This window comes from Pseudomonas sp. G3-19, from assembly GCF_054855875.1.
Map to the genome: position 1 here is coordinate 4,724,364 of NZ_JBMPIQ010000003.1, position 25,798 is coordinate 4,750,161.

Sequence of the window (25,798 nt, forward strand, 5' to 3'; positions counted from 1 at the left end):
CCAGCGGGAGCAAGCTCCCTCGCCACAGGTTATGCATCGGCGGCTCCTAGCAGGATTCGTCCGCTGGAGCAGGTCGCGGTGTCATTGCGGTAGGCGAAATACAGCTTGCCGCGCTCGGGATCGAAACGCAGGTGCAGCTGGATTTCATCGCCCGGGCGCACCAGTTGCTGGAATTTCAGCACTTCCATGCCGGCAAATTTGCCAGACAGGTTCAGCAGTTGTCGGCCAAGGTTCAGCGCCCATTCGACTTGCACCACGCCGGGCAGCACCGGGGCCTTGGGGAAGTGGCCGCTGAAGTAGGCCAGGTCCGGCGGAACACTCAATTGCAGGCTCCACTCGCCGTCGGTTTCGACCTGCTCCAGCACTTCCGGAGCTTTCGGCCGTGGCGCCAGCAGCAGGGCTTCGATGTCGGCCTGCGGCAGCTTGCCCTGGCTGTTCAGCGGCAGTTGCCGCACCAGACGCCAGCGCCGGGGCAAGGCCAGCGCCTCGCAATGCTGGCTCAGGTGTTTGCGCAGGGCTTCGGTCAGGCTGCGACGACCGTGTTCGCGCAAGGCAAACAGGCCGGCGTCGCTGAGCACCAGCAAGGCGCCAAGTACCGCGCGGTTTTCCTGAACCACGCCCAGCCGTGCTTCGGCGACCCACTCGTGGGCGACCAGTGCCTGTTCGAGCATCGGCAGGGAGATACGCTTCTCTTCGAGTTTGACGATACGGTCCAGCCGCCCGAGCAGTTCGAAACGTCCGTCGGCGGCGATGCGCACGGCATCGGCGGTATGTTCGACATGCCCGGCCGGCAGATAGGGAGAAGCGATCAGCAGGGCGCCGTCGCTGTCCTGGCTTAGCTCAACCCCGACGAAGGGCTGCCACAGGCTGGCGCCCTGACGCCAGGCGATGCCGCCGGTTTCCGAGCTGCCGAGGATTTCGGTCGGCCACTGTTGCAGGCGTTGCTGCAGGCCCTGTGCCGCGTCTGCGGGTAAAGCGCCGCCGGAGGAAAACACCCGGCGCACGGCGCTCAGGGCCGGCCAGTCGAGGTTATCGCCCATGCGCTTGAGCAATGCCGGGCTGCCGACCCAGGCGAAGGCCGGGTGTTCGCGGCTGGCACGCTGCAGGTCTTCCGGAAACGCCAGTTGCCTGCGCACGAACGGGCGTCCGGCGCACAGCGGCCACAGCACCCGGAACAACAAACCGTAGATGTGCTGGGTGGCGACGCTGCCGATGATCCAGGCTTCACCGAGATCCGCGCCCCACAGTTGCTCCAGTGCCTCGACCTCGTTGGCCAGTTGGCGCAGGGTCTTGTCGATACGCTTGGGCTCGCCGCTGGAGCCGGAGGTGCACAGGCTCAGGCGGCACTGCTCGAGGTCGAGTTCAGCACCGGGCAGGGCCGGCTGCAGCAGATCGCTCAAGTGAGCATCATCGGGGTGATCGCTCAACCACAGATCGACCTCACTCGACCAGCGTTGGCGGGTCTGCGCTTGCAGGTCGGAGGGCAGCAGGACGGCGACGCCCGCGCGCCAGGCGCCGAGCAGGGCGATGGCGAGGTCGGCGGCATCTTCCAGATGCACCGCCACGCGCTGCACACCGCGTGCCTGCAGGCCGGCGGCAACGCTCAGCGCCTGCTCGCGCAGTTGCGTGTGGTCGAGCGCCGGGGCGGCGCTGATCGCGCGCTCCGGCAGGGCCTTGAGCAACAGTTGCTCAAGTTTTATCCAGTTCATTTACGGCCTCTTACCCGTTGTCGTATCAGCCATTCAATGGCAAACATCAGGCCGATCAATCCGTAGGAGATCAGGCCGGTGTACAACATCCACCAATGCAGCGGCGCCCACAGGGTCAGGAGCGCGGCGCACAAACCGTTGCAGAAGAAAAACACGCTCCAGGCCACGGTGACCTGGCGGGTGTAGCGGATCGCCTCGGGCGGCAGGTGCGGCTCGCGCAGTCGCGCCAGGCGCTCGACCATCGGCGGCCCGTATTTCAGGCTCAGGCTGAACAGCACCAGCATGAAACCGCTGATCAGCACCGGATACCAGCGCAGCAACAGCGGACTGTCGAACAGCGCCAGCAGCAGGCAGAACCCGATCGCCACGCAGGCCATCCAGCGGCTGCCGGGCTTGCGTTCGCCGGTCAGCGCGCGCGCCAGCCACAGCCCGCCCAGCAGCAGTCCGAACTGCCACGGGGCGAAGTGCTCCATGCCGAAATACACCGCAAAGGGGTACAGCAGCCCCGCCAGCAGCAGGCCGAGGCCGATCAATCGGCTCATGCGGCCGGTTGAACCAGACGGTAGACCGCCTCGACCACGTCACCGACGGTGCGCACCGATTTGAATTCTTCGGCGGCGATTTTCTTGCCGGTCTGGCGTTTGATGTGATCGATCAGGTCGACCGCGTCGATGCTGTCGATCTCCAGATCCTGATACAGGTTGGACTCCAGGCTGATCCGCGCCGGATCCAGTTCGAACAGCTCGACCAAGGCATCGCGCAGGGTGTTGAAAATGTCGTCACGAGTTTGCATGGTCCGGTCTCAAGCTGCCTGTTTTGCCGTGACGAACGCCGCAAGGCTCGCCACATTGGTGAAGTGGTTACGGGTGTCTTTGGCGTCGGCGTCGATCTTGATACCGTACTTTTTCTGGATCGCCAGACCCAGTTCCAGTGCGTCGACCGAATCCAGGCCCAGGCCTTCGCCGAACAGCGTCTGCTCGTCGCCGATGTCGTCGACGCTGATGTCTTCGAGGCCCAGGGCGTCGATGATCAGCAGTTTTATTTCACGGTGCAGATCGCTCATCTTCGGCGAGCTCCTTAATGTAGTAAGAGTGCAAATAATCATTGAGCTTGCGCGAGGCCTGCGGTGCCGGGCCTTGCGTGGCGAAAGTCTGTGGATCTATATCGGCCCCGACACGAAAACTGAAGTGCACGCGGCGGTGGGGGATGCGATACCAGGGTTCGGCCTTGGTCAGGGTGGTCGGATTGACCTTGATGACCACTGGCGTAAGGATTTTCGCACCGCGCAGGGCAATCGCTGCAGCCCCCCGATGAAAGGCTGGCGCCTGACCAGGTTGAGTGCGCGTGCCCTCGGGGAAAATGATCAGGGTCTGGCCGTTTTGCAGGGACTCGGCGGCACCGTCGAGCATGTCCATGCTGCCGTCGTTGCTGATGTATTCGGTACTGCGCAGCGGGCCGCGGGTGAAGGGGTTTTCCCACAGGCTTTTCTTCACCACGCAATTGGCCTGGCGCACCAGGCCGATCAGGAACACCACGTCGATCAGCGACGGGTGGTTGGCGATGATCATCTGCCCTGGACGCCCGAGGCGTTCGGCCCCTTGAATGTCATAAGTCAGCACACCGGTGCGGGCCATGAACCGCACGAAAAACCAGAACAGCCGACTGACGGTTTGCCGTGCGCGTTGACGATGCCTGAGCGCGTCACCCGGCAGACAGCCGAGCAGCGGAAATACCAGCAAGCGCAGGCACAACCCGCCGAGCCCGAACAGGGTGAAACTGGCGGCGGTGGCCAGCAAGCGCCAGTAATAGGCGTCGCGGTTCTTCTCGGTCACGGGTTGCGTTGCCAGGTCCATACACGATTTTTCCAGGCATGTTGGCAATGGGTTTGCTGACCGAGCAGGGCGCGCAACAGATTCAGCGCGTGTGGCCAGTGCGCTTTGGACACTGTTTCCTGGCCGCTGTTCAGGGTCAGCCGCCAGTCGGTACCGGGGGTGAGCAGCAGACCCAGCGCATAAGGGAACGGCACGTCGTCGACCCACTGCAAATAGGCCTCGGGCGGCTGTTCTTCGGTGATGATCAGCAGAACCGCGGGAGCGCCTTCAGCGAGCAGGGCGGAGGCTTCGATGATGCCGTGTTCCAGGCCATCGCCTGCGGCCGCCAGTGCAGTCATTTCGCTGTTTTCACCGCGCATGATCGACCACAGACCAATGATCGCGTTGTGCACCGACAGGCTGAACTGGGTCGGCGACAACGGCTCGTCCTTGGCCAGATCACTGAGGATCTCGAAGGTGCGCGGGGTTTCGCCGTGTCGTGAAACAAACACCAGCGGCAGGTTTTCCCGTCCATCGGCCAGCGGCCAGCCGACACTGAACGCCATCCGCGCCAGACGGCTGAGGCGTCGGCGCTGCATGGCTGGCAGAAACGACACATCGGGCGCGGCATCGCTGCTCGGGAGTACGACCGGTTGTCGGCTCCAGGCCTGCCACGCGTCCACGCTGTCGAGCCCCGGGGCCCACGCGCGCCATTGGGCGATGTTGAAGTTGATCACGGATGTTCATCCCGCCCCTGCGGGCTTTTATGACGCTTTGAGTCGCCAGGGCCGCGGCTGACCTGAGGTGGCGCATGGCGCCGGGTGGCGCGCATTATCCCGGTGCGACGAGTGTGTAGCAAATGTTGGTTACGTTTTACGCAACGAAATGTACCGAGTGGTTCGTGGAAAAAATGTCATTTGGCCATTATCCGGATCGTGCGGGATTTGTCTGTCGGGCATATCAGCGCGCTCGGGAGGTTTTTACCCGTCGTGCCCGCTGATTTTTGCGCCTGACTCTGTAGTCCGCGTCGTTGAAGGTAGCGAAGCGCACGCACAGGCAACTACACTCGGTCATTCTTTGATACACGGAGGTTTTGTCATGCGGCGCGTGGTGTTCAATCAGAAAGGTGGCGTGGGCAAATCCAGCATTGCCTGCAATCTGGCAGCGGTGAGTGCCAGCGAGGGCTATCGCACGCTGTTGGTCGACCTCGATGCCCAGGCCAACTCCACTCAGTACCTGACGGGGCTCACCGGCGATGACATACCGATGGGCATTGCAGACTTCTTCAAGCAGACCCTGTCTTCCGGGCCGTTCTCGAAGAAAAACCAGGCCGACATCTACGAAACCCCGTTCGACAACCTGCACATCATCACCGCAACCGCTGAGCTGGCCGACCTGCAGCCCAAGCTTGAGGCCAAGCACAAGATCAACAAGCTGCGTAAGTTGCTGGATGAACTGGATGGCGAATACGACCGGATTTATCTCGACACCCCTCCCGCGCTGAACTTTTACGCGGTATCGGCACTGATTGCCGCTGATCGTGTGCTGATTCCCTTCGATTGCGACAGCTTCTCGCGGCAGGCGCTGTACGGCCTGCTGGCGGAGATCGGAGAGTTGAAGGAGGACCACAACGAAGGTCTGGAAGTCGAAGGCATCGTGGTCAACCAGTTCCAGGCCCGGGCCAGCCTGCCGCAGCAGATGCTTGATGAGTTGATCGCTGAAGGTTTGCCGGTGCTGCCGGTGTACTTGAGCAGCTCGGTGCGCATGCGCGAGTCGCACCAGGCCAGCACCCCGCTGATCCACCTCGACCCGCGGCACAAGCTGACGCAGCAGTTCGTCGAACTGCACAACCTGCTCGAAGACCATTGATCCCTGAGCTACTCAGATCACCTGTAGGAGTGAGCCTGCTCGCGATGGCGTCCTGTCTGCGAGCATCTGAGTTGCCTGAAAAGACGCCATCGCGAGCAGGCTCACTCCTACAATTGAATTTGTGTTGGGTCAGATCCCTTGGCTGCGCAGCCACGCCATCAACTGTGGCAACGGAAACGCCCCGCTCTGGCGCGCCACCTCCCGCCCGTTCTTGAACAGAATCAGGCTCGGAATCGAACGGATCCCCAACTGCGCCGACAACTGCTGATTGGCCTCGCTGTCGAGCTTGGCCAAGCGGCACTTGCCCGCCAACTGCGCGGCCGCCTGCTCGAATACCGGCGCAAAGGACTTGCACGGCCCACACCAGTCCGCCCACACATCCACCAACAACGGCAGATCCCCTTTGATCTGGCTGGCGTAATCGCCTTGCTTGAGTTCGAACGGCTTGCTCAGCAGCACCGCGGATTTGCAGCGCCCGCATTTTGGCTGGTCGCCCAGGCGTTCGGCGGGGATGCGGTTGAGGCCGTTGCAGGCGGGGCAGGGGATGAGGAGTGGAGTGGTCATGACGGGCTCGGTTTAAGTTGATATCTCGTACGACTGATCTGGAGTCGTACGAGGCGTTTATCAAGGTTGAATCCGGAGCCTCAAGACGAACAACTGATCTCCAGATGCTTGCCCCACTCCGGCGGCCGCTCGGCATAACCTTCCATCCCCGGCTGCTCGTCGAACGGCGTGCTCAGCACCGCATGCAGCCGGCGCACTTCTGAGTAGTCGCCTTGCTCGGCGGCATCGATAGCCTTCTGCGCCAAGTAGTTGCGCAGGATGTACAGCGGATTGACCGCGTGCATCCGCGCCCGGCGTTGCTGCTGATCGCTGTCACCATCACGGGCAACCCGTGCCACGTAGCGTTCGCCCCAGGCATCGAAGCCGTTGATGTCGACGAAGTCATCGCGCAAGCGGGCGACAGCCTGCTCTGCGGACTCTTCGCCGAGATGGCGGAAGAACAGCGTGTAATCGACGCCGCTGTTCTGCATCAGTTGCAACAGGTCTTCGAGCAGTTTCTGGTCGTCATCCTCGGCGCTGGTGAAACCGAGTCGGCGGCGCATCAGGTCGAGGTAGTGCGCCTGGAACAACGGCAGGTACAAACCGAGGGTTTCGCGCAGGGCTTCGACGCTGATGAACGGCGTCAGGGCCTGGGCCAGAGCGCTGAGGTTCCACTGGCCGATCGGCACCTGGTTGCTGAACGAGTAGCGGCCCTGATCATCCGAGTGGTTGCAGATGAAGTTGGCGTCAAAGTCGTCGAGGAAGGCGAACGGGCCGAAGTCGAAGGTGATGCCGAGGATCGACATGTTGTCGGTGTTCATCACCCCGTGACAGAAGCCGTAGGCCTGCCACTTGGCGATCAGTTCGGCATTGCGCTCGACGATCTCGCGGAACATCGCCAGATACGGTTCCGGTTGCTCCAGGCACTCGGGATAGTGCATCGCCAGTACGTGTTCTCCGAGCTGTTTCTGCTGCTCGGGACGCTTGGTGTAGTAGAAGTATTCGAAGTGGCCGAAGCGCACATGGCTCGGCGCCAGACGCAACACCATCGCCGCGCGCTCCTGCTTCTCGCGCCACACCGGAGTGTCGGAGCCAATCACGCAGGCCACGCGCGAAGACGGGATGTTCAGCGCGTGCAGCGCTTCGGAGGCTAGGAATTCGCGGATCGACGAACGCAACACCGCGCGGCCATCGCCCATGCGCGAAAACGGCGTCTGCCCGGCGCCCTTCAGATGCAGGTCCCAGTGTTCGCCGGCCTGGTTACACACCTCGCCGAGCAACAGCCCGCGACCATCACCCAGTTGTGGCGTGTAGCCGCCGAACTGATGCCCGGAATAGACCATCGCCCGTGGTTCGGCATCGGCCCACAACTTGTGGCCGCCGAACAGTTCAGCGAATTCCTGAGTCTCAGCGGTTGCCGGATCAAGATCGAGCAAGGCCAGGGCCGCCGGGCTGGCGACGACCAGACGCGGGTTGTCGATCGGCTCGGGCAGCACATGGGCGGAGAACGAATCGCCGAGGCGGGCGAAGCGATTGTCGAAGGTCAGTTCGTCGAGGGCTTTCAAGGGCCGGCTCCAGCAGAATGTCCGAGCATTCTGCTGGGATCAGACCGGTTAGTCGAGTTTGGCCGGCGGCGGCTCTTGCAGCGGCTTTTGCTCGCCGCTGATCGGCACGATGGTTTTGTTCTCGTCCTCGATGGGCACCAACTTGTATTCCTGACCGTGGAGGTTCTTCAGGTACACCTCCATCTGGCGGAACGAGATGTTGATGTGCTGCTTCTTGAACTCGCGGTTGATGAAGCGGTTCACTTCGTCGATCACCGGGTTGCGGTCACCGAGGTCGCGCACATGCATGCGCAATTCGTGGTCGAGGGTGCTTTCGCCGAAGTTGAGGAAGTACACGTGCGGCTCGGGTTCCTTGAGGACGCGCGGGTTTTCCCGGGCGGCCTTGAGCAGCAGTTCCTTGACCAGATCCAGGTCGGAGCCGTAATCCACGCCCAGCTTCAAGGTGACGCGGGTGATGGTATCGGTCAGCGACCAGTTGATCAGTTGCCCGGTGATGAACGTCTTGTTCGGGACAATGATGTCCTTGCGGTCGAAATCGGTGATGGTCGTGGCGCGGATGCGGATCTTGCTCACCGTGCCTGACAGGTTGCCGATGGTGATGGTGTCGCCGATCCGCACCGGACGCTCGAACAGGATCATGATGCCGGATATGAAGTTGGCGAAGATCTCCTGCATACCGAAACCGAGGCCGACCGACAGCGCCGCCACCAGCCATTGCAACTTGTCCCAGCTGACGCCGAGGGTCGACAGGGTCGAGACAAAACCGACACCGGCGATCACGTAAGACAGCAGCGTCGTGGTCGCATAGGCGCTGCCCTGCGCCAGATTGAGTTTCGACAGCACGAACACTTCGAGCAGACCCGGCAGGTTGCGGGCGAGGGCGAAGGTGATGCCGATGATGATCAGCGCGCCGAGCATGTCGCCGATGCTGATCGGCACCATGCTCATGTTCGCGCCAGTGCCGCTGGTGTATTCGTAGAGGGTGATGTTGTCGAGGTACGAGAACACCGAGATCAGGTCGGCCCAGACCCAGTACAGCGCGGCGATGAAACCGCCGAGCAGTGCCAGACGGATCAGGCGCAGCGACTGTTCGTTGACCTTTTCGATGTCCAGGGTCGGCTCTTCGATCACCGCTTCGCCGTCGCCGGCCTCTTTCGCGGCCTGGCGCTTGGCCAGGGCGCGCTGGTAGGCCAGGCGGCGTGCGGCGACCGCCAGACCACGGACGAAGGTAGCCTCGATCACCAGCCAGAACATCAGCAGGTACAGGGTGTTGATCAACCGGTCGCTGAGTTTCAGCGCGGTGTAGTAGTAGCCGAAGCACACCGCGACGAACAGGGCGATTGGCAGCAGGGTGAACATCACGCCCACGGCCCTGCGGAACAATGAGGTGTTTTCGTGGGCCGGACTGCTGATCAGCAGACGGCTGAGCAGCCATGCCATCAGGGCGTAGCAGGTCAATACCACCGGCATGCCGAGCACGTCGTCAGCCAGCGCTGCCGGTTGCAATTCGGCCACCGCCACCACGGTCACCAGCGCCATCACCACCAGCCCGAGACGACGGATCCAGCCCTGAAGGAATTCGACCTGCGGTTTGTCCCAGCGGAAGTGCAACTCCGCCACACCGCCCGGCGAGAGAATCCGGTAAGCGGTGTAGAACACCAGCCACGCCTGGCCCATTTGTAGCAACGCCGCGCCCATGTTGGCGTTTTGCCCGCGGGCATCGATCTGCAAGGCCAGACCGCACAGGCCCAGGCCCAGCGCTACCGGCATCGCCAGCAAAATGTTGATCAGAATCGCCTGGGGCGTATGCCACTGGCTGTCACGCTTGAAGTGCCCGATGTCCTGGTGAACCTTGTTCAGGCGTGCGTACAGCGCCTTGCGCCGCCACAGTAGAGCGCCGATCAGCAAGGCCAGCGGCAGGAATAGCAACGGGCGCTGGGTCAGGCCGTCGGTCAGCTCGCTCAGGCTCGATGCCAGCGGCAGGGTGTCGATCTGGCGCTTGAGCCGCTCTGGCACGCCGCGAATCCATTCCGCGTCCAGAGGCTTGTTGCTGGGGATCCAGAACATCTGCTCGTCGAGAGTCGCACGCAGGCTTTGAGCAGTGCTCAGCAGTTGTTTCTGGTTGAGTTGCAGAGTGATCGATTCGTTGAGCACCGCGCTCAATTCGCGGTTCAGACGCTCCAGCAGGTCGGCGCGGGTGTTGGCCAGTTCCATCAGGCTCTTGCGCAATTGCGGGGTGACTTGTTCCGGCGGCTGGGTGGAAAGCAGGTTGTCGACGTAGGTCGCCGGATTGCTCAGCAGTTCGCGCTGCTGGCTGACTTCGAATTGATACAGGCGAATGTCGGCGATCTGATCCGCCAGATCGCGGTCGACCTTGAGTCGCGGCAGCGCCTGTTTCTGCTTATAGAGAATCTTCGACAGCAGCAGGCTGCCCTTGAGCACGTTGATCTGCTCGTCGAGAGCCGAGTCGCTCTGGGTCAGGCTGTCGAGTTGCTGTTTGGTCTGCAGGTTCTGTTGAGTGACTTCGTTGAGGCGGTCGGTGCTTTTGAGCAGGTAATCGGAGAGCTTGAGGTTGGCCGCACTTTCGGTGGCGAGCAGGCTGCTGCCGCCGGCCTTCTGCGCCTCGATCGACTGCTGGGTCACGGTTTCCTGAGATTGCGCCAGACGCTTCTGGTTGATCAGGGTCTGCAGTTCCTGGATCTCGCGATCGAGACGGTCGGATTTCTCCGAGAGCAGGTCGTGCTGACTGTTGCCCAGATCCTGCAGCTGGCTGTTGCCCGCCAGTTCCTGGCGGCGCAGCGGAATCAGTGAGTTCAACGCGGCGAGCTCGGCGTTCAACTGGTCGCGCTGCTCGGCGCTGACGGTCTTGCCCGCATCCTTGCCGGACTTGAGGATGTTGTTGATCTGCTGGATGCGCGTCTGGCTGGCAGAGATTTCCGCCTGCGCACGCTCGGGACGGGTCTGGGCAGTGATGATCAGGCTGTTGGCATCGGCCAGGGCCTTTTGCAGGTCGCTTTGCTGGGTCGAGCGATCGGTGAGGATCTGCTCCAGCTGCTGGATCGACTCTTTGGTGAAGCGCTGCGCCACCGGCACCACTGGCGTGGCCTTGAGGCGCGTCAGTTCGCGAGTGTTCTCGATGGTCTGCCGAGGGGCGGAGGCCAGTTGCTGCTTGAGGTCGATCAGCTTCTGGTCGTAATCACGCCGGCTGTTGAGTTGATTGAGCGTAGTTTGCAGGACCGTCTGCAGGCTCTTTTTGTCGGCATCCGGCAGTTTGCTGTCGGCCAGTTTGTCGAGGCTGGCCTGCACGGCTTCGCTGGACGGCGGTTCGGCGGCGTAGAGCGGGCCGACGGAAAGACTCAGGCCCAGCAGGGCCGCGAAAAAGAAAGAGCGCAGGGTAGGCATAGAGACCGGTCAAGCAAGTGAGAGTGGACGCAGTTTAGAGGAAGAGACCGGGGCCCGGGCGACTTCCTTCGGGGAATCTGACGCCCACTTTGCCGATCTTGTTCCCGTCCATGACCGCGACCGTCCAGTGAGTGTTGTTCCACTCCACCTGGTCGCCAACGATCGGTGCACCCCCGACCTTATGGGCAATGAACGCACCCAGGGTCATGTCCGGATCGATGCCTTCGGCCGGTAGGCCATACAGCGCGGCAACCGCTTTAAGCTGGGCGTCTCCTTCGAGCACGAAGTCGCCGAAGAAGCGCAGATCGAGGCCGCGTTGCGGCGCCTGGCTGAACAGTTTTCCGAGCGCTGGCAAGTTGTGTTCATGGCCGATAACACACAGCAAATCATCGACTTCCAGCACCGTACTACCCGACGGATGGAGCAGTTGCTGGCCACGAAACAGGGCGGCGATACGTGTGCCTTCGGGCATTTTCAGCTCGCGCAGGGGCGAACCGATGCACCATTTCTCGGCGCCGAGCTTGTAAACGAACAGCTCCCACTCGCTGGTGATGTGCACTTCCAGTGCCGAACGGGAAATCGGCGCCGGCTCCGGCGGGACCGTCACCTTCAACAGTTTGGCCACCCACGGCAGGCTCGTGCCCTGCACCAGCAGCGACACCAGCACAATGAAGAACGCGAGGTTGAAGTACAGCTGCGCATTCGGCAACCCGGCCATCAGCGGGAACACCGCGAGAATGATCGGTACCGCGCCGCGCAACCCGACCCAGGAAATAAACGCTTTCTCGCGGCCGTGGAACGCCTTGAACGGCAGCAGGCCGACCAGTACCGACAGCGGCCGGGCGAACAGAATCATCCATAGCGCCAGACCCAGCGCCGGCAAGGCGATCGGCAGCAAGTCATGCGGAGTGACCAGCAGCCCCAGCACCAGGAACATGCCGATCTGCGCCAGCCACGCCATGCCGTCGAGCATGTGCAGAATGCCGTGACGGCTGCGCACCGGGCGGTTGCCGATCACCAGACCGCACTGGTACACCGCGAGGAAGCCGCTGCCGTGCAGGGCGTTGGTCAGGGCGAACACCACCAGGCCGCCGGCGATCACCAGAATCGGGTACAGGCCGGTAGCGAGGTTGATCCGGTTGACCAGTTGCAGCATCAGCCAGCCACCGCCCAGACCGATCACGCCACCGATACCGAATTCGCGGATCAGGTGGGTCAACAGGCTCCAGTGCAGGCCGGTCTGGCCGCTGGCGAGCATGTCGATCAGGGTCACGGTGAGAAACACCGCCATCGGGTCGTTGCTGCCGGATTCGATTTCCAGGCTGGCGGTCACCCGTTCGTTGAGGCCCTTGCCGCCGAGCAGCGAGAACACTGCGGCGGCGTCCGTGGAGCCGACGATGGCGCCGATCAGCAGGCCCTGGATCAGGTTCAGGTCGAACAGCCATGCCGCGGCCATACCGGTCAGCCCGGTGGTGATCAACACCCCGACCGTCGCCAGCGACAGCGCCGGCCACAGGGCCACGCGGAAACTCGAGACCCGCGTGCGCAAGCCGCCGTCGAGGAGGATCACCGCCAGTGCGAGGTTGCCGACCAGATAGGCCGTCGGGTAGTTATCGAAAATGATCCCGCCGCCATCGACCCCGGCGGCCATGCCGACCGCAAGAATAATGACCAGAATCGGGATGCCGAGACGGGAGGAAAGTGAGCTGACAAGAATGCTCGCACCTACCAGCAACGCGCCGATCAAGAACAGGCTGTTGATGGTCGTCGCATTCAAAGGCAGTACTCCAGAAGCGTAAAGACGGGCACAAACTGACCATGCAGTCTGCGTGCCAGCGATTCTAACCTGTTGAAATGTGATGCTGTCAAAAAGCTTTTTACGCTATGGGATTTGAGGTATGGGTTCGGCTGGGGATCGCTACCCTCACCCTAGCCCTCTCCCGGAGGGAGAGGGGACCGACCGCGGGGTTTGTTCAAGTTACACCGACCTGCAATATCGAGCCGAACTCAAAATCTGCAAAGCCCCCAATGTGCTCCCTTTCCCCCTCTCCCTCTGGGAGAGGGCTGGGGTGAGGGGCTTTTGACCTTGATCTGAAAATTTACAGGCTGAACCGCCCAACCATATTGTTCAGATCCAGCGCCAGGCGCGACAGCTCGTTGCTCGCCGCACTGGTCTGATTCGCGCCGGTAGCCGATTGCACCGACAGGTCGCGGATGTTCACCAGGTTGCGATCCACTTCGCGGGCCACTTGTGCCTGTTCTTCAGCGGCGCTGGCGATCACCAGATTGCGCTCGTTGATCTCGACGATCGCGGTATTGATGGTGTCCAGCGACATCCCGGCACCCCGCGCGATGTTCAGCGTCGATTCGGCGCGCTCGGTGCTGTTGCGCATCGAATCCACGGCGTGTTCGGTGCCGCTCTGGATGCTGCCGATCATGCGTTCGATTTCGCTGGTCGACTGCTGGGTGCGATGGGCCAAGGCACGAACCTCGTCCGCCACCACAGCAAAACCGCGACCGGCTTCACCGGCACGGGCCGCTTCAATCGCCGCGTTCAGGGCCAACAGGTTGGTCTGATCCGCCAGGCCACGAATCACGTCCAGCACCTTGCCGATGTCACGGGATTCATTCGCCAGATCGCCGATCAGGGTCGCGGTGCTCTGTACGTCGGCGCTCATGCGTTCGATGGCGCTGACGGTTTCCTGTACCAGGTCACGGCCGTCGCCGGCCGAAGTGGTGGCGTTCTTCGAGGCTTCCGAAGTGCTCACCGCATTGCGCGCGACTTCTTCCACGGCGCTGGTCATCTCGTTGACCGCGGTGGCGGCCTGTTCGATTTCGTTGTTCTGCTGGGTCAGGCCGCGGGCGCTTTCGTCGGTGACGCTGTTCAGTTCTTCAGCGGCGGAAGCCAGTTGGGTGGCCGAGCCGGAAATGCGCTGCAAGGTGTCGCGCAACCTCGATTGCATCTTGGCCATGGCAGCCAGCAGACGCCCGGCTTCGTCGGTGCCGTCGACGTGGATCGGTTGGGTCAAGTTACCTTCGGCGATGGTTTCCGCCGCGTCCAGCGCTTTGGAAATCGGCTTGGTGATGCTGATGGTCAGCAGCCAGGCGAACAGGAAGGTCAGGCCGGTCGCCACGACCAGCAGGGTGACCACCAGATTGAACGCCGAGGAATACTGGTCGACCGCCTCTTGATTGGTCTGGCTGATCTGCTCGCCGTTGATCTGCATCAGGCGGTTGAGCACGGTGTTCATCGCTTCGGAGTTGTTCAGCAACTCGGTGTTGAGCAGGTTGCGCAACTCGTCCACCTGATTGTTGCGCGACAGGCTCTTCATCCGGTCTTCGATCTGACGGTACTGGCCGAGCAACTGCACATATTGATCGTAGGCCGCGCGTTCCTGCGGGCCGCTGATCAACGGCTCATAGGCCGATTGGGCAGCGCGGATCTGCTGGTTGCGGGTGTCCAGCAGTTCCATGGTCTTCTGCTGTACGTCCGGCTCGCGATTGACCAGCAAGCGGTAGGACAGCACCCGCAGGCGCAAGGTCAACTGCGTGAACTCGTCGAGGTTCTTGATGCTCGGCACACTGCTGTTGGTGATGTCCTCGGCAGCGCCGCGGATTTTGCTCATCTGGTTCAGGGCGAACACGCCTAGAATCAGCATCAGGCCGCCGATCAGGGCGAAGCCGGTGAACGCCCGGGGGGCGATATTCATATTGCGAAGGGACATGGCGCGGATACCAAAAAGGGCCGCATCCATGCGGGCTGAGACTGCTGTATGGATGACTTATCGGTCATACGACTAAAGTCTTGAGGCACTGTGCGTATTTGTCGCATACGGGGCTGAGCGACGAAGTGCAGGAACCAGATCGGCAGATCACAGTCTTTTAAACTCGCGAGAACGGTCGGCCACCAGGAAAATCAAGGCCTTGCGCCGGTATAACCCTGGCATCCGCAGTGACTTTTCTTTATCGTACGCGCCCTTTGAAAAACGCCTGGAAGATCAAAATGTTGGAAGCATCCCTCAGCCAATTGGAACAGCTCGTCAGCGACCTGGTGCAACAGAACCAGACCCTCACGCAAACCAACCAGACCCTGTCCACGGAACTGGCCCAGGCCAAGGATGAAAACGAAAGCCTGCAACTGAGCCTGATGGAACAGGAAGAGAAGCACGGCGCCACCGCTGCACGCATCCAGGCTCTGGTTGATCGCGTCAACGCAGGTCCTGTCAGCGCATGAACCACCATACAGCAGGGGTAAAAGTCATCTCCATTCTCGGGGAGGACTATTCGATCAAGGCACCGGCCGGGGAAGAACAGACCCTGCTGGACGCCGCACTGATGCTCAAGGCCGCACTGGCCGACACCAAACGCAAATACCCGACGCTGATCGGTGACCGCTTGCTGGTGCTGGCAGCGATGAACCTGTGTTCGCAGCAGATCGAAATGAAGAAGCAGCACCAGGAAGAACTCGACCGTTACCAAGAGCAAGTCAGCGCCACGGTCGACACCATCGCCAAGACCATCAGTCAGGGCTGATAGGGTTGCGCACAACCAAAGAATAGATTGTCGATCGGGTTGTATACAATCGGCACGGCTGTTGCATTGTTTCGGCCACTTATTCTTTGGGGGTGCTCCATGCAGTTGTGGCGACGCAGTATTCAATGGCAGCTGATTCTCAGCATGGGCACCGCCCTGCTGGTCAGCATCCTGATCGTGGTTGGCATATATACCCTGGTGGTCAACCGCCTCGCCCAGAGCTATCTGGTCGAACAAGCGCTGCCGTCGAGCATCGAAGCGACGCGCAACGACATCGAACGCATCCTCGTCCAACCCCTGACTGCCGCCAAAGACATCGCCAGCAACAGCATGGTGCGCGATTGGCTGGCCTCGGGTGAAGACAGCAGCAAAACGGCGGCCTTCGCGCAGTATCTGGAAGGCATCCGCGCCGAACATAAAGCTTTCACCGCGTTGATCATCGGCACCGACTCCAACCACTACATCACCGAAAAAGGCCTGGATCGCACCCTCAGCCGGGCCAAACCGGCCGATGCCTGGTTCTATGCCTTTCTCGACAGCAACCAGCCGCGCACCCTGAACATCGACAACGATGGCGCCACCGGAGAATTGGCACTGTTCATTGACTTGAAGGTCGAGCAGGCCGGCAAAGTGGTCGGCGTCGCGGGACTCGGCCTAAGCATGAAAGAGCTGTCGGAGTTGATCCACAACTTCAGCTTTGGCGAGCGCGGAAAGGTCTATCTCGTGCGTTCCGACGGTTTGATCCAGGTCCATCCCGAGGCGCAGTTCAGCGGCAAGCGCACCCTCACGGAGCAGATTGGCGCGTCGGCTGCACAATCGGTCATGGGTCAAAAAGTCGCCACCAACAGCTCCTTCCAGCGCGATGGCGAAGACTTCCTCGCCTTCAGCCTGCCGCTGCGCGATCTGGGCTGGACGCTGGTGGCCGAAGTGCCGCAGGCGCAGATCTACGCCGAAGCCCGCAAGGCGATGTGGATGAGCGGCGGCATCGGTCTGGCGGTGGCACTGGTGTGCCTGGCGCTGGTGGTGTGGCTGGCCCAAGGGCTGGTGCGACCGATTCGTCAGGTAACAGCCGCGCTGGTAGCGATCGGTAGCGGCGGTGGAGATTTGACCCATCGGTTAGATTCCAGCCGCGCCGATGAGCTGGGCGATCTCGCGCGCGGCTTCAACCGCTTTCTCGACAGCCAGCGCGGGCTGATCGGCGAAGTGCTGACCACCAGCGAGCGTCTGCGCACAGCAGTCGGCCAAGTGGCGAAAGTGGTGGAAAACACCGCCGAACGCTCCGGGCGCCAGCAGGAAATGACCGACATGGTCGCCACGGCGGTGCATGAGATGGGCCTGACCGTGCAGGAAATCGCGCAGAACGCCGGCAACGCCGCGCTGGCCTCACAAACTGCTCGCGATGAAGCGCTGCAGGCGCGGGAAGTGGTCGGTGGCTCGATCCGTCATATCGAAAGCATGTCCGATGAGATTGGTGTGGCGGCGGGCGCGGTGGGTGAGCTGGCGCATCAGGTGGCGTCGATCGATTCGGTACTGGCGGTGATTCGCGGCGTGTCCGAGCAGACCAACCTGCTGGCGCTCAACGCGGCGATTGAAGCGGCGCGCGCCGGAGATATGGGGCGCGGGTTTGCCGTGGTGGCGGATGAAGTGCGCACCTTGGCGCGCAGGACTCAGGCGTCTACCGACGAAATCCAGCAAATGATCGGCAGCCTCAAACAAGGCGCCGAGAATGCCGTGTCTTCGATGCGCACCGGGCAGGCGGCGACCGGCACCGGGGTTGAGTCGAGCCAGCGTACTGGCGCGTCGTTGACCGCGATTACCGGGCAGGTCGAGCGCATCAGCGACATGAACCATCAGGTTGCGACGGCGACCGAAGAGCAATCGGCGGTGACTGAAGAGATCAACCGCAACGTGCAGGGAATTTCCGATCTGGCCCGGGCCACGGCCGGAGAGGTGAGGGCGTGTCGCGAGGATTGTCAGATGTTGCAGCGGTTGGCGGATGATCTGGCAAGGCAGATGGGTGGGTTCAAGTTGAGCTGAATGCTGAGTCTGAAAGCCCCTCACCCTAGCCCTCTCCCGGAGGGAGAGGGGACTGACCGAGCCGTCTCTCGCTATACATCGACCTGAAAACGCCAGTCGATTATGGATTCGGTAGACCTCTTTCAGGTCGATGGAGTATTCAAGCATACCCTGTTCGGCCCCCTCTCCCTCCGGGAGAGGGCTGGGGTGAGGGTTGGCTCTCAGAACCACCCATCCTGCATCGCCAGGCACGCATCATCCCGCGCCTCCAGCAACGCCAGCTCATGGTGACAGCCCGGCACTTCCCACGTCAGGAAATACCGCGCCGCCTGTAGCTTGCCCTTATAGAAGTCAGCATCCGCCGCATTGCCTTTGGCCAAGCCTTCCTCAGCCCGAATCGCCTGCTCCAGCCAGCGCCAGCCAATCACCGTGTGCCCGAACACCTTCAGGTACAGCGCCGAATTCGCCAGGCTGCTGTTGACCTTGCCCTGCGCCAGATCGGTCAGCAGGCCGATGGTGACTGTTTGCAGGCGAGCCACCAATTGCTCCAGTGGCTCACGCAGTGCGGTCAACGATTCGTACGCGGTCGCGCGCTCGGCAGTGTTGGCGATCAGGCGGATCAGTTGCTTGAGCCCAGCGCCGCCGTTCTGCGCCAGTTTGCGCCCGAGCAAGTCCAGCGACTGAATGCCGTGGGTGCCTTCGTGGATCGGGTTCAGGCGGTTGTCGCGGTAGTACTGTTCCACCGGGTATTCGCGGGTGTAACCGTGACCGCCGAGAATCTGGATCGCCAGTTCGTTGGCCTTCAGGCAGAACTCCGACGGCCAGGATTTGACGATCGGCGTCAGCAAGTCCAGCAGCTCGTGGGCCTGTTTGCGCTCTGCTTCGGTTTCCAGCGTGGTGGTGTCATCGAACAGCCGCGCCGCGTACAGACCGAGGTCAAAGGCCCCTTCGACGTAGGATTTTTGCGTCAGCAGCATGCGTCTGACGTCCGCGTGCTGAATGATCGCCACTGGCGCAGTGCTCGGATCCTTGCTGTCCGGCACTCGGCCTTGCGGGCGTTCGCGGGCGTATTCCAGCGAGTACAGGTAACCGGCGTAGCCGAGCATCACCGCGCCCATGCCGACGCCAATCCGCGCCTCGTTCATCATCTGGAACATGTAGCTCAAACCATGGTGCGGCTTGCCCACCAGATAGCCGACGCACTCGCCGTTATCGCCGAAGTTCAGCGCGGTGGAAGTGGTGCCGCGCCAGCCCATCTTGTGGAACAGCCCGGCCAGCAGCACATCATTGCGCTGGCCGAGGCTGCCGTCATCATTGACCAGAAACTTCGGCACGATGAACAGCGAAATGCCCTTCACCCCCAGCGGCGCGTCCGGCAGCTTGGCCAGGACCATGTGTACGATGTTTTCCGACAGCGGATGATCGCCGCCGGAAATGAAGATCTTGTTGCCCTTGAGCCGATAAGTGCCGTCAGACGCCGGCTCGGCGCGGGTACGAATATCCGACAGCGACGAACCGGCGTGCGGTTCGGTCAGGGCCATGGTGCCGAAGAAAAGGCCGTCGATCATCGGTTGCAGGAAGCGCTGTTTCTGCTCGTCGGTGCCAAAGCTTTCGATCAGATTGGCCGCGCCCATGGTCAGGAACGGGTAGGAAGTGGTCGCCGCGTTCGCCGCTTGAAAGTGCGCAAAGCACGCTTGCGACAGCAGCGTCGGCAGTTGCATGCCGCCGGCTTCGAAGCTGCGCGCGGCATTGAGGAAGCCGGCCTCGAGGAACGCGTCCACCGCCGGTTTCACTTCGGGAATCAGCATCGCCTGACCGTTCTCATAACGCGGCTCGTTCTCGTCGCCCTTGCGGTTGTGCGGTGCGAAGTATTTCTCGGCGATGCTGCGCGCGGTGCCGATGGCCGCGTCGAAGGTCTCGCGGTTGTGTTCGGCGAAGCGCTCACGCCGGGTCAGGCCCTCGGCATCGAGGACTTCGTACAGCTCGAAAGCCAGATTACGGGAACTGAGCAGCGTCTCGGACATGGCGGCCTACCTGAACATTGGGATTGGGCCGAGTCTAGGCTTGCTGATAAAGGCTGAATACGATGATTGATGGCGGTGATGTCAGGGCCGAGCACCGACTTAACAAACACCCCAAAACAACTGTGGGAGCGGGCTTGCTCGCGAATGCGGTGGATCAGTCACTGGAGATGTCGACTGACACAACGCCTTCGCGAGCAAGCCCGCTCCCACATTGGGATTTGATTGTCAGGCAACCATCGCGGTTGCCTGACTTATCGGGTTTAACCGATGGTCATCAAGCTCGCATTACCCCCCGCCGCCGCGGTGTTGACGCTCAACGCCCGCTCGATCACCAGACGCTCCAGCGCGATGTTGGTCTCGCCCTGGGACAAGCCCTGAACGCCAACGATCGCACCGGCACGCTTGGCAATCTGCTGGCAGACACCACGCAACTGGTCGGAATGGCCGTGATGCAGCACGGCATCAAACACCACTTCATCCTTGTGCCAGTCGGCAACCCGTTTGATCCGCGCCTGAACGTCCTTCGGCAGGCGTACGAACAAGGCCTTGCTGATGTCGGATTCCGGCCATACCGCCGAACCGCCGACCGCCAAGACCGCCGCCAGTTGGGTCAGCAGATCGCCTTCTACGTCGGCCAGGCACAGCACGTGTTCACGCGGCAGGATCGCGTAGCTGTTCTTCTCGCCGGTCGGGCCGGCCAGCACGCGGGTGATGCCGCTTTGCGATTGCGCGGCGTACTGCACGCACAGGGTGCTCAGTTCGGCGTACTGGTTGCTCTCGGCCCAGGCCTTGAAGGCGTTCAGCGGTTTGCTCATGGCATCACGCAGACGCACGTCCGGGGCGACGGCTGCATCACCGCGAGCGAAGGATTGTTCGATCGCGTCAGTAGGACGGGTCGACAGCAGGCGGTACAGGTACAGCGGACCACCGGCTTTCGGGCCAGTACCCGACAGGCCTTCGCCGCCGAATGGCTGCACGCCGACCACGGCACCGACGATGTTGCGGTTGACGTAGACGTTACCGGCGTTGACGTTGTCGATCACCTTGGCGATGGTCTCGTCGATGCGGGTGTGTACGCCGAGGGTCAGGCCATAACCGGAGGCATTGATCTGGCCGATCAACTGGTCGATGTCCTTGCGCTTGTAGCGCACCACGTGCAGCACCGGGCCGAAGATCTCGCGTTGCAGTTCATCGAAGCTTTCCAATTCGATCAGGGTCGGCATGACGAAGGTGCCGCGTTTGACTTCTTCGCTGTCGGCGATAGCCACCTGGTACACGCTGCGACCTTTATCGCGCATGCCCTGGATGTGCTTGTCGATGCCGGCCTTGGCTTCGGCGTCGATCACCGGGCCAATGTCCACGGACAGACGCTCAGGGTTGCCGAGGCGGCTTTCAGCCATCGCGCCTTTGAGCATTTCGATGACACGGTCGGCGGAGTCTTCCTGCAGGCACAGCACGCGCAGGGCCGAGCAACGCTGACCGGCACTGTCGAAGGCCGAGGACACCACGTCGATCACCACTTGTTCGGTCAGCGCCGAGGAGTCAACGATCATCGCGTTCTGCCCGCCGGTTTCGGCGATCAGCGGAATCGGACGGCCCTGGCTGTCGAGACGACCTGCGATGTTGCGTTGCAGCAGGCGCGCCACTTCGGTGGAACCGGTGAACATCACGCCTTTGACGCGCTCATCACCGACCAGACCGGCGCCGACGGTTTCACCGCGACCCGGCAGCAGTTGCAGCACGCCTTCGGGAATCCCGGCTTCCAGCAGCAGGCGCACGGCTTGCGCGGCGACTAGCGGAGTCTGCTCTGCCGGTTTGGCCAGGACCGGGTTACCGGCGGCCAGTGCGGCAGCGACCTGACCACTGAAGATGGCCAGCGGGAAGTTCCACGGGCTGATGCACACCACCGGGCCCAGTGGGCGGTGGGCGTCATTGCTGAAATCGTTGCGTGCCTGCACCGCGTAGTAGCGCAGGAAGTCGACCGCTTCACGCACCTCAGCAATGGCGTTGGCGAAGGTCTTGCCGGCTTCACGGGCCAGCAGGCCCATCAGCGGCTGGATCTCGCCTTCCATCAGGTCGGCGGCACGCTCCAGAATCGCCGCGCGCTCGGCTGGCGGAGTAGCCTGCCAGATTGGCGCAGCATTCAGGGCGCACTGGATCGCGTTGTCGACGTCTTCGACGGTAGCTTCCTGCACGTGACCGACCACATCGCGGTGATCCGCCGGGTTCAGCACTGGCGCCGGGGCTTCGTTGCTGGAAGCGCAACCGAGCATCGGTGCGGCTTTCCAGTTGTTGTGCGCAGTGGCGAGCAGGGCGCAGGACAGCGAGGCCAGACGATGTTCGTTGGCCATGTCGATGCCGGCGGAGTTGGCGCGATCGGCGCCGTAGAGGTCACGCGGCAGCGGAATGCGTGGGTGCGGCAGGCCGAAACCACCTTCCACGGTCGCCATCTGCTCGATCTGCGCCACCGGATCGGCCACCAGTTCCTGAATCGAAATCGACTGGTCGGCGATGCGGTTGACGAACGAAGTGTTGGCGCCGTTTTCCAGCAGACGACGCACGAGGTACGCCAGCAGGGTTTCGTGGGTACCGACCGGTGCGTACACGCGGCACGGACGGTTCAGCTTGCCTTCGGACACTTTGCCTACAACTTGCTCGTAGAGCGGTTCGCCCATGCCGTGCAGGCACTGGAATTCGTACTGGCCCGGGTAATAGTTCTGACCGGCAATGTGGTAAATCGCCGACAGGGTGTGGGCGTTGTGCGTGGCGAACTGCGGATAGATGACTTCCGGCACCGACAGCAGTTTGCGTGCGCAGGCAATGTAGGACACGTCGGTGTACACCTTGCGGGTGTACACCGGATAGCCTTCCAGGCCTTCGACCTGGGCGCGCTTGATCTCGCTGTCCCAGTACGCGCCTTTCACCAGACGGATCATCAGGCGATGACGGCTGCGGCGAGCCAGGTCGATCACGTAGTCGATCACGTACGGGCAACGCTTCTGATATGCCTGAATCACGAAGCCGATGCCGTTCCAGCCGGTCAGTTGCGGTTCGAAGCACAGGCGCTCGAGCAGATCCAGCGACAGCTCCAGACGGTCGGCTTCTTCGGCGTCGATGTTCAAGCCGATGTCGTATTGCTTGGCCAGCAGGGTCAGCGACAGCAGACGCGGGTACAGCTCGTCCATCACGCGCTCGTACTGCGCACGGCTGTAACGCGGGTGCAGGGCCGAGAGCTTGATGGAAATGCCCGGGCCTTCATAAATCCCACGGCCGTGGGAGGCTTTGCCGATCGAGTGAATGGCTTGTTCGTACGACGCCAGGTACTTCTGCGCGTCGTGTTCGGTGAGTGCCGCTTCACCGAGCATGTCGTAGGAATAGCGGAAGCCCTTGGCTTCGAACTTGCTCGCGTTGGCCAGCGCTTCGGCGATGGTTTCGCCGGTGACGAACTGCTCGCCCATCAGACGCATGGCCATGTCGACGCCCTTGCGGATCATCGGCTCGCCGCTCTTGCCGATGATTCGGCTCAGCGACGAGGTCAGGCCGGCTTCGTTGTGCGTGGAAACAAGCTTGCCGGTCAGCAGCAGACCCCAGGTCGCGGCGTTGACGAACAGCGATGGGCTGTTGCCCAGGTGCGGCTGCCAGTTGCCGGTGCTGATCTTGTCGCGGATCAGCGCATCGCGAGTGCCTTTGTCCGGGATACGCAGCAGTGCTTCGGCCAGGCACATCAGGGCCACGCCTTCCTGGGACGACAGGGAAAATTCCTGCAGCAGGCCCTGAACAATGCCTGCACGACCGCCGGCACTTTTCTGGTTACGCAGTTTTTCCGCGATGGTCGCAGCGAGTTTGTTGGTGGCTTCGGCCATCGGTGCCGGCAGGCGCGCCTGCTCGATCAGCATCGGCACCACTTCCGGCTCAGGGCGACGGTAAGCAGCGGTGATCGATGCGCGCAGTACCGATTGCGGCAGGATGCTTTCAGCGAATTCGAGGAAGCACTGGTGGGCGTGATCGGTCTGCACTTCGCCAGCGTCATCGCTGTCCTTGGCGGTCAAACCGTTCAGCTCGGTCAGGGTTGCACCACCCTCGAGTTTTTCCAGGTAATTGAAAATTGCCTGCTTGATCAGCCAGTGCGGTGTGCGATCAATCGAGGTCGCGGCAGCCTTCAGGCGCTCGCGGGTCGGGTCATCGAGTTTGACCCCAAGGGTGGTGGTAGCCATATTTTTATCCTCATGGTTGCCACAGTTGCGTGGCATCAGCTGGCGGCAAGATTAGCCGTGCGCCGGAAGAGGTGCAACCGGGTGCAACCCTTTTTTTGTCGGAAAAATAAACGCTTCGTCAGGAATTATTTTCTGGTACTGAAGTGCCGCTCCTGCTTGGTGCTTTTACTTCTAGCGGAGCCCCGTGACTGCGCTAAAAAGGAGCAAAAACGGCATATTTATCGGTATATCCGACTAGGTGCAACTTAATCGCCAGAAACTGGTTGCACCTTTTTTACTTTGTTGCATAGCATTCGCGCCCAAGGTGCAACCGGGATAACCCGGTGCATCGGCTGGTGGCTTTCCTGGGGAAACATCAGTCCTAAATGCGCGGGATCCCGTTTCGTCTGCCAAACGTGGTCGTTTGTGGACGATCAATCACCGCTGCAACATAAAAACAAAGCCAGGGCGTAACTTAATGAGCGTAAGCAATCCAACACTGATCACGTTCGTGATCTACATCGCAGCAATGGTGCTGATCGGCTTCATGGCCTATCGCTCCACCAATAACCTCTCTGACTACATTCTTGGCGGCCGCAGCCTGGGCAGCGTCGTGACGGCTCTGTCTGCCGGTGCTTCCGACATGAGCGGCTGGTTGTTGATGGGCCTGCCGGGCGCCATCTACATGTCCGGTCTGTCGGAAAGCTGGATCGCCATCGGCTTGATCGTCGGCGCCTACCTGAACTGGCTGTTCGTCGCCGGCCGTCTGCGTGTGCAGACCGAGCATAACGGTGATGCCCTGACCCTGCCGGACTACTTCTCCAGCCGTTTCGAAGACAAAAGCGGCCTGCTGCGCATCATCTCGGCGGTGGTGATTCTGGTGTTCTTCACCATTTACTGCGCTTCCGGCATCGTGGCTGGCGCCCGTCTGTTCGAAAGCACCTTCGGCATGTCCTACGAGACGGCGCTGTGGGCCGGTGCTGCGGCGACGATTGCCTACACCTTCGTCGGCGGTTTCCTCGCGGTGAGCTGGACTGACACCGTACAAGCCACGCTCATGATCTTCGCCCTGCTGCTGACGCCGATCATCGTGCTGCTGGCCACCGGTGGTGTCGATACCACGTTCCTCGCCATCGAAGCTCAGGACCCAAGCAACTTCGACATGCTCAAGGGCACCACCTTCATCGGCATCATCTCGCTGATGGGCTGGGGTCTGGGTTACTTCGGTCAGCCGCACATCCTCGCGCGTTTCATGGCCGCTGACTCGGTGAAGTCGATTGCCAACGCCCGTCGCATCTCCATGACCTGGATGATCCTGTGCCTGGGCGGCACCGTCGCCGTGGGTTTCTTCGGTATCGCCTACTTCTCGGCGCACCCGGAAGTGGCCGGTCCAGTCACCGAGAACCACGAGCGGGTGTTCATCGAGCTGGCAAAAATTCTTTTCAACCCGTGGGTTGCCGGTGTCCTGCTGTCGGCGATTCTCGCCGCTGTGATGAGCACCCTGAGCTGCCAGCTGCTGGTTTGCTCGAGCGCTCTGACCGAGGACTTCTACAAAACCTTCCTGCGCAAATCCGCTTCCCAGGTGGAACTGGTGTGGGTCGGTCGCGCGATGGTGTTGCTGGTGGCGCTGATCGCTATCGCCATGGCCGCCAACCCGGAAAACCGCGTACTGGGCCTGGTGTCCTACGCCTGGGCCGGTTTCGGTGCCGCGTTCGGTCCGGTGGTGCTGATCTCGGTGATCTGGAAGGACATGACCCGCAACGGCGCACTGGCCGGCATCCTGGTCGGCGCGATCACGGTAGTGGTCTGGAAGCATTTCGAACTGCTGGGTCTGTACGAAATCATCCCGGGCTTCATCTTCGCCAGTCTGGCCATCTACATCGTCAGCAAAATGGGTGAGCCAACCAAAGGCATGGTGCAGCGCTTTGAAGCGGCGGAAAAAGATTTCCACCTGAACAAGTGATGCATTGAGCTTCGGCTCACCAGAAAACGGCCCGCTTCCTACAGGAGGCGGGCCGTTTTTTTATGCCTGCAATATCCCTGAGTCAGCATAGATCCCCTGTGGGAGCGGGCTTGCTCGCGAAAGGGTCGTGCCAGTCGACATTGATTTCATTTGACCCACCGCATTCGCGA

Annotated in this window: 18 protein-coding genes and 2 pseudogenes; 6 read left to right on the plus strand and 14 right to left on the minus strand. The window is 61.7% G+C overall.

The features are described from left to right. Positions 1-29: 29 nt before the first annotated feature. Genes ACOYXI_RS21635 through ACOYXI_RS21660 form a run of 6 tightly spaced genes read right to left on the minus strand, consistent with a single transcriptional unit; the run spans position 30 to position 4,257 of the window. Complete coding sequence (locus ACOYXI_RS21635; RefSeq protein WP_461675275.1) at positions 30-1,709, minus strand: AMP-binding protein; 1,680 nt, start codon at positions 1,707-1,709, stop codon at positions 30-32. After that, positions 1,706-2,251: a COG4648 family protein gene (locus tag ACOYXI_RS21640; protein ID WP_098966858.1), complete on the minus strand. Its 546-nt coding sequence runs from the start codon at positions 2,249-2,251 to the stop codon at positions 1,706-1,708. Before ACOYXI_RS21640 ends, ACOYXI_RS21635 begins: the two co-directional genes overlap by 4 nt. Next, a complete protein-coding gene (locus tag ACOYXI_RS21645) occupies positions 2,248-2,502 on the minus strand; it encodes an acyl carrier protein (protein WP_003220947.1) in 255 nt (84 codons plus the stop codon). The genes ACOYXI_RS21640 and ACOYXI_RS21645 overlap by 4 nt, the downstream gene beginning before the upstream one ends. A gap of 9 nt (positions 2,503-2,511) precedes the next feature. Beyond that, a complete protein-coding gene (locus ACOYXI_RS21650) occupies positions 2,512-2,772 on the minus strand; it encodes a phosphopantetheine-binding protein (protein WP_007967290.1) in 261 nt (86 codons plus the stop codon). After that, positions 2,753-3,562, minus strand: coding sequence for a lysophospholipid acyltransferase family protein (locus ACOYXI_RS21655; RefSeq protein ID WP_098966859.1), 810 nt, complete (start codon positions 3,560-3,562; stop codon positions 2,753-2,755). Before ACOYXI_RS21655 ends, ACOYXI_RS21650 begins: the two co-directional genes overlap by 20 nt. Then, positions 3,538-4,257, minus strand: coding sequence for a beta-ketoacyl synthase chain length factor (locus ACOYXI_RS21660; RefSeq protein ID WP_098966860.1), 720 nt, complete (start codon positions 4,255-4,257; stop codon positions 3,538-3,540). The genes ACOYXI_RS21655 and ACOYXI_RS21660 overlap by 25 nt, the downstream gene beginning before the upstream one ends. 361 nt (positions 4,258-4,618) lie before the next feature. Here ACOYXI_RS21660 and ACOYXI_RS21665 point away from each other — a divergent pair, with 361 nt between their 5' ends. Beyond that, positions 4,619-5,389 carry a ParA family protein gene (locus ACOYXI_RS21665; protein WP_027611345.1) on the plus strand — a complete coding sequence of 257 codons (771 nt, stop codon included), beginning with the start codon at positions 4,619-4,621 and terminating at the stop codon, positions 5,387-5,389. A gap of 129 nt (positions 5,390-5,518) precedes the next feature. On the opposite strand, the gene trxC is transcribed toward ACOYXI_RS21665, so the two are convergent. The 6 genes and pseudogenes from trxC to ACOYXI_RS21695 form a co-directional block, all read right to left on the minus strand. Then, positions 5,519-5,953, minus strand: a complete 435-nt coding sequence (gene trxC / locus ACOYXI_RS21670; RefSeq protein WP_027611346.1) for a thioredoxin TrxC — start codon at positions 5,951-5,953, stop codon at positions 5,519-5,521. Positions 5,954-6,033: 80 nt separating this feature from the next. Continuing rightward, positions 6,034-7,497 (minus strand): protein adenylyltransferase SelO, encoded by a 1,464-nt coding sequence (selO, locus tag ACOYXI_RS21675; RefSeq protein ID WP_461675276.1) that lies wholly within the window; start codon positions 7,495-7,497, stop codon positions 6,034-6,036. A 48-nt stretch (positions 7,498-7,545) separates the two neighbouring features. Beyond that, positions 7,546-10,899 carry a mechanosensitive channel MscK gene (gene mscK, locus ACOYXI_RS21680; RefSeq protein ID WP_282412632.1) on the minus strand — a complete coding sequence of 1,118 codons (3,354 nt, stop codon included), beginning with the start codon at positions 10,897-10,899 and terminating at the stop codon, positions 7,546-7,548. A 34-nt stretch (positions 10,900-10,933) separates the two neighbouring features. Continuing rightward, the gene (locus ACOYXI_RS21685; protein WP_461675277.1) at positions 10,934-12,676 is read right to left on the minus strand and encodes a potassium/proton antiporter; all 1,743 of its coding nucleotides are present in this window, start codon (positions 12,674-12,676) and stop codon (positions 10,934-10,936) included. A gap of 322 nt (positions 12,677-12,998) precedes the next feature. Continuing rightward, positions 12,999-13,871 carry a methyl-accepting chemotaxis protein gene (locus ACOYXI_RS21690; RefSeq protein WP_372241218.1) on the minus strand — a complete coding sequence of 291 codons (873 nt, stop codon included), beginning with the start codon at positions 13,869-13,871 and terminating at the stop codon, positions 12,999-13,001. 30 nt (positions 13,872-13,901) lie between these two features. After that, positions 13,902-14,654: pseudogene (locus ACOYXI_RS21695) on the minus strand (MCP four helix bundle domain-containing protein); the annotation flags it as partial. A 248-nt stretch (positions 14,655-14,902) separates the two neighbouring features. On the opposite strand from ACOYXI_RS21695, the gene ACOYXI_RS21700 reads away from it, so the two are divergent. The 4 genes and pseudogenes from ACOYXI_RS21700 to ACOYXI_RS21715 all read left to right on the plus strand — a co-directional run bounded on the left by ACOYXI_RS21700 (position 14,903) and on the right by ACOYXI_RS21715 (position 17,469). Then, positions 14,903-15,133, plus strand: a complete 231-nt coding sequence (locus ACOYXI_RS21700) for a hypothetical protein (RefSeq protein ID WP_003220969.1) — start codon at positions 14,903-14,905, stop codon at positions 15,131-15,133. Then, complete coding sequence (locus tag ACOYXI_RS21705) at positions 15,130-15,432, plus strand: cell division protein ZapA (RefSeq protein WP_135294803.1); 303 nt, start codon at positions 15,130-15,132, stop codon at positions 15,430-15,432. Before ACOYXI_RS21700 ends, ACOYXI_RS21705 begins: the two co-directional genes overlap by 4 nt. A gap of 144 nt (positions 15,433-15,576) precedes the next feature. After that, a pseudogene (locus tag ACOYXI_RS21710) lies at positions 15,577-16,602 on the plus strand (cache domain-containing protein); the annotation flags it as partial. A 135-nt stretch (positions 16,603-16,737) separates the two neighbouring features. Further along, on the plus strand, positions 16,738-17,469 hold the full coding sequence (locus tag ACOYXI_RS21715) for a methyl-accepting chemotaxis protein (protein ID WP_438826478.1): 732 nt from the start codon (positions 16,738-16,740) through the stop codon (positions 17,467-17,469). Between the two features lie 200 nt (positions 17,470-17,669). Here ACOYXI_RS21715 and ACOYXI_RS21720 read toward each other — a convergent pair whose 3' ends face one another. Together ACOYXI_RS21720 and putA are read right to left on the minus strand one after the other, a co-directional pair. Continuing rightward, the gene (locus ACOYXI_RS21720) at positions 17,670-19,472 is read right to left on the minus strand and encodes an acyl-CoA dehydrogenase (RefSeq protein WP_461675278.1); all 1,803 of its coding nucleotides are present in this window, start codon (positions 19,470-19,472) and stop codon (positions 17,670-17,672) included. A gap of 260 nt (positions 19,473-19,732) precedes the next feature. After that, positions 19,733-23,686 (minus strand): trifunctional transcriptional regulator/proline dehydrogenase/L-glutamate gamma-semialdehyde dehydrogenase, encoded by a 3,954-nt coding sequence (gene putA, locus ACOYXI_RS21725; protein WP_461675279.1) that lies wholly within the window; start codon positions 23,684-23,686, stop codon positions 19,733-19,735. Positions 23,687-24,143: 457 nt separating this feature from the next. Between putA and putP the strand changes: the two genes are divergently transcribed. Continuing rightward, positions 24,144-25,628 carry a sodium/proline symporter PutP gene (putP, locus tag ACOYXI_RS21730; protein WP_103368701.1) on the plus strand — a complete coding sequence of 495 codons (1,485 nt, stop codon included), beginning with the start codon at positions 24,144-24,146 and terminating at the stop codon, positions 25,626-25,628. Positions 25,629-25,798 lie beyond the last annotated feature (170 nt).

What these genes read in the sequence shown, in the direction of transcription:
- ACOYXI_RS21635 (WP_461675275.1), bottom strand. Translation starts at nt 1,709, where the DNA reads ATGAACTGGATAAAACTTGAGCAACTGTTGCTCAAGGCCCTGCCGGAG.
- ACOYXI_RS21640 (WP_098966858.1), bottom strand. Translation starts at nt 2,251, where the DNA reads ATGAGCCGATTGATCGGCCTCGGCCTGCTGCTGGCGGGGCTGCTGTAC.
- ACOYXI_RS21645 (WP_003220947.1), bottom strand. Translation starts at nt 2,502, where the DNA reads ATGCAAACTCGTGACGACATTTTCAACACCCTGCGCGATGCCTTGGTC.
- ACOYXI_RS21650 (WP_007967290.1), bottom strand. Translation starts at nt 2,772, where the DNA reads ATGAGCGATCTGCACCGTGAAATAAAACTGCTGATCATCGACGCCCTG.
- ACOYXI_RS21655 (WP_098966859.1), bottom strand. Translation starts at nt 3,562, where the DNA reads ATGGACCTGGCAACGCAACCCGTGACCGAGAAGAACCGCGACGCCTAT.
- ACOYXI_RS21665 (WP_027611345.1), top strand. Translation starts at nt 4,619, where the DNA reads ATGCGGCGCGTGGTGTTCAATCAGAAAGGTGGCGTGGGCAAATCCAGC.
- trxC (WP_027611346.1), bottom strand. Translation starts at nt 5,953, where the DNA reads ATGACCACTCCACTCCTCATCCCCTGCCCCGCCTGCAACGGCCTCAAC.
- mscK (WP_282412632.1), bottom strand. Translation starts at nt 10,899, where the DNA reads ATGCCTACCCTGCGCTCTTTCTTTTTCGCGGCCCTGCTGGGCCTGAGT.
- ACOYXI_RS21690 (WP_372241218.1), bottom strand. Translation starts at nt 13,871, where the DNA reads ATGGCCAAGATGCAATCGAGGTTGCGCGACACCTTGCAGCGCATTTCC.
- ACOYXI_RS21700 (WP_003220969.1), top strand. Translation starts at nt 14,903, where the DNA reads ATGTTGGAAGCATCCCTCAGCCAATTGGAACAGCTCGTCAGCGACCTG.
- ACOYXI_RS21705 (WP_135294803.1), top strand. Translation starts at nt 15,130, where the DNA reads ATGAACCACCATACAGCAGGGGTAAAAGTCATCTCCATTCTCGGGGAG.
- ACOYXI_RS21715 (WP_438826478.1), top strand. Translation starts at nt 16,738, where the DNA reads ATGGTCGCCACGGCGGTGCATGAGATGGGCCTGACCGTGCAGGAAATC.
- ACOYXI_RS21720 (WP_461675278.1), bottom strand. Translation starts at nt 19,472, where the DNA reads ATGTCCGAGACGCTGCTCAGTTCCCGTAATCTGGCTTTCGAGCTGTAC.
- putA (WP_461675279.1), bottom strand. Translation starts at nt 23,686, where the DNA reads ATGGCTACCACCACCCTTGGGGTCAAACTCGATGACCCGACCCGCGAG.
- putP (WP_103368701.1), top strand. Translation starts at nt 24,144, where the DNA reads ATGAGCGTAAGCAATCCAACACTGATCACGTTCGTGATCTACATCGCA.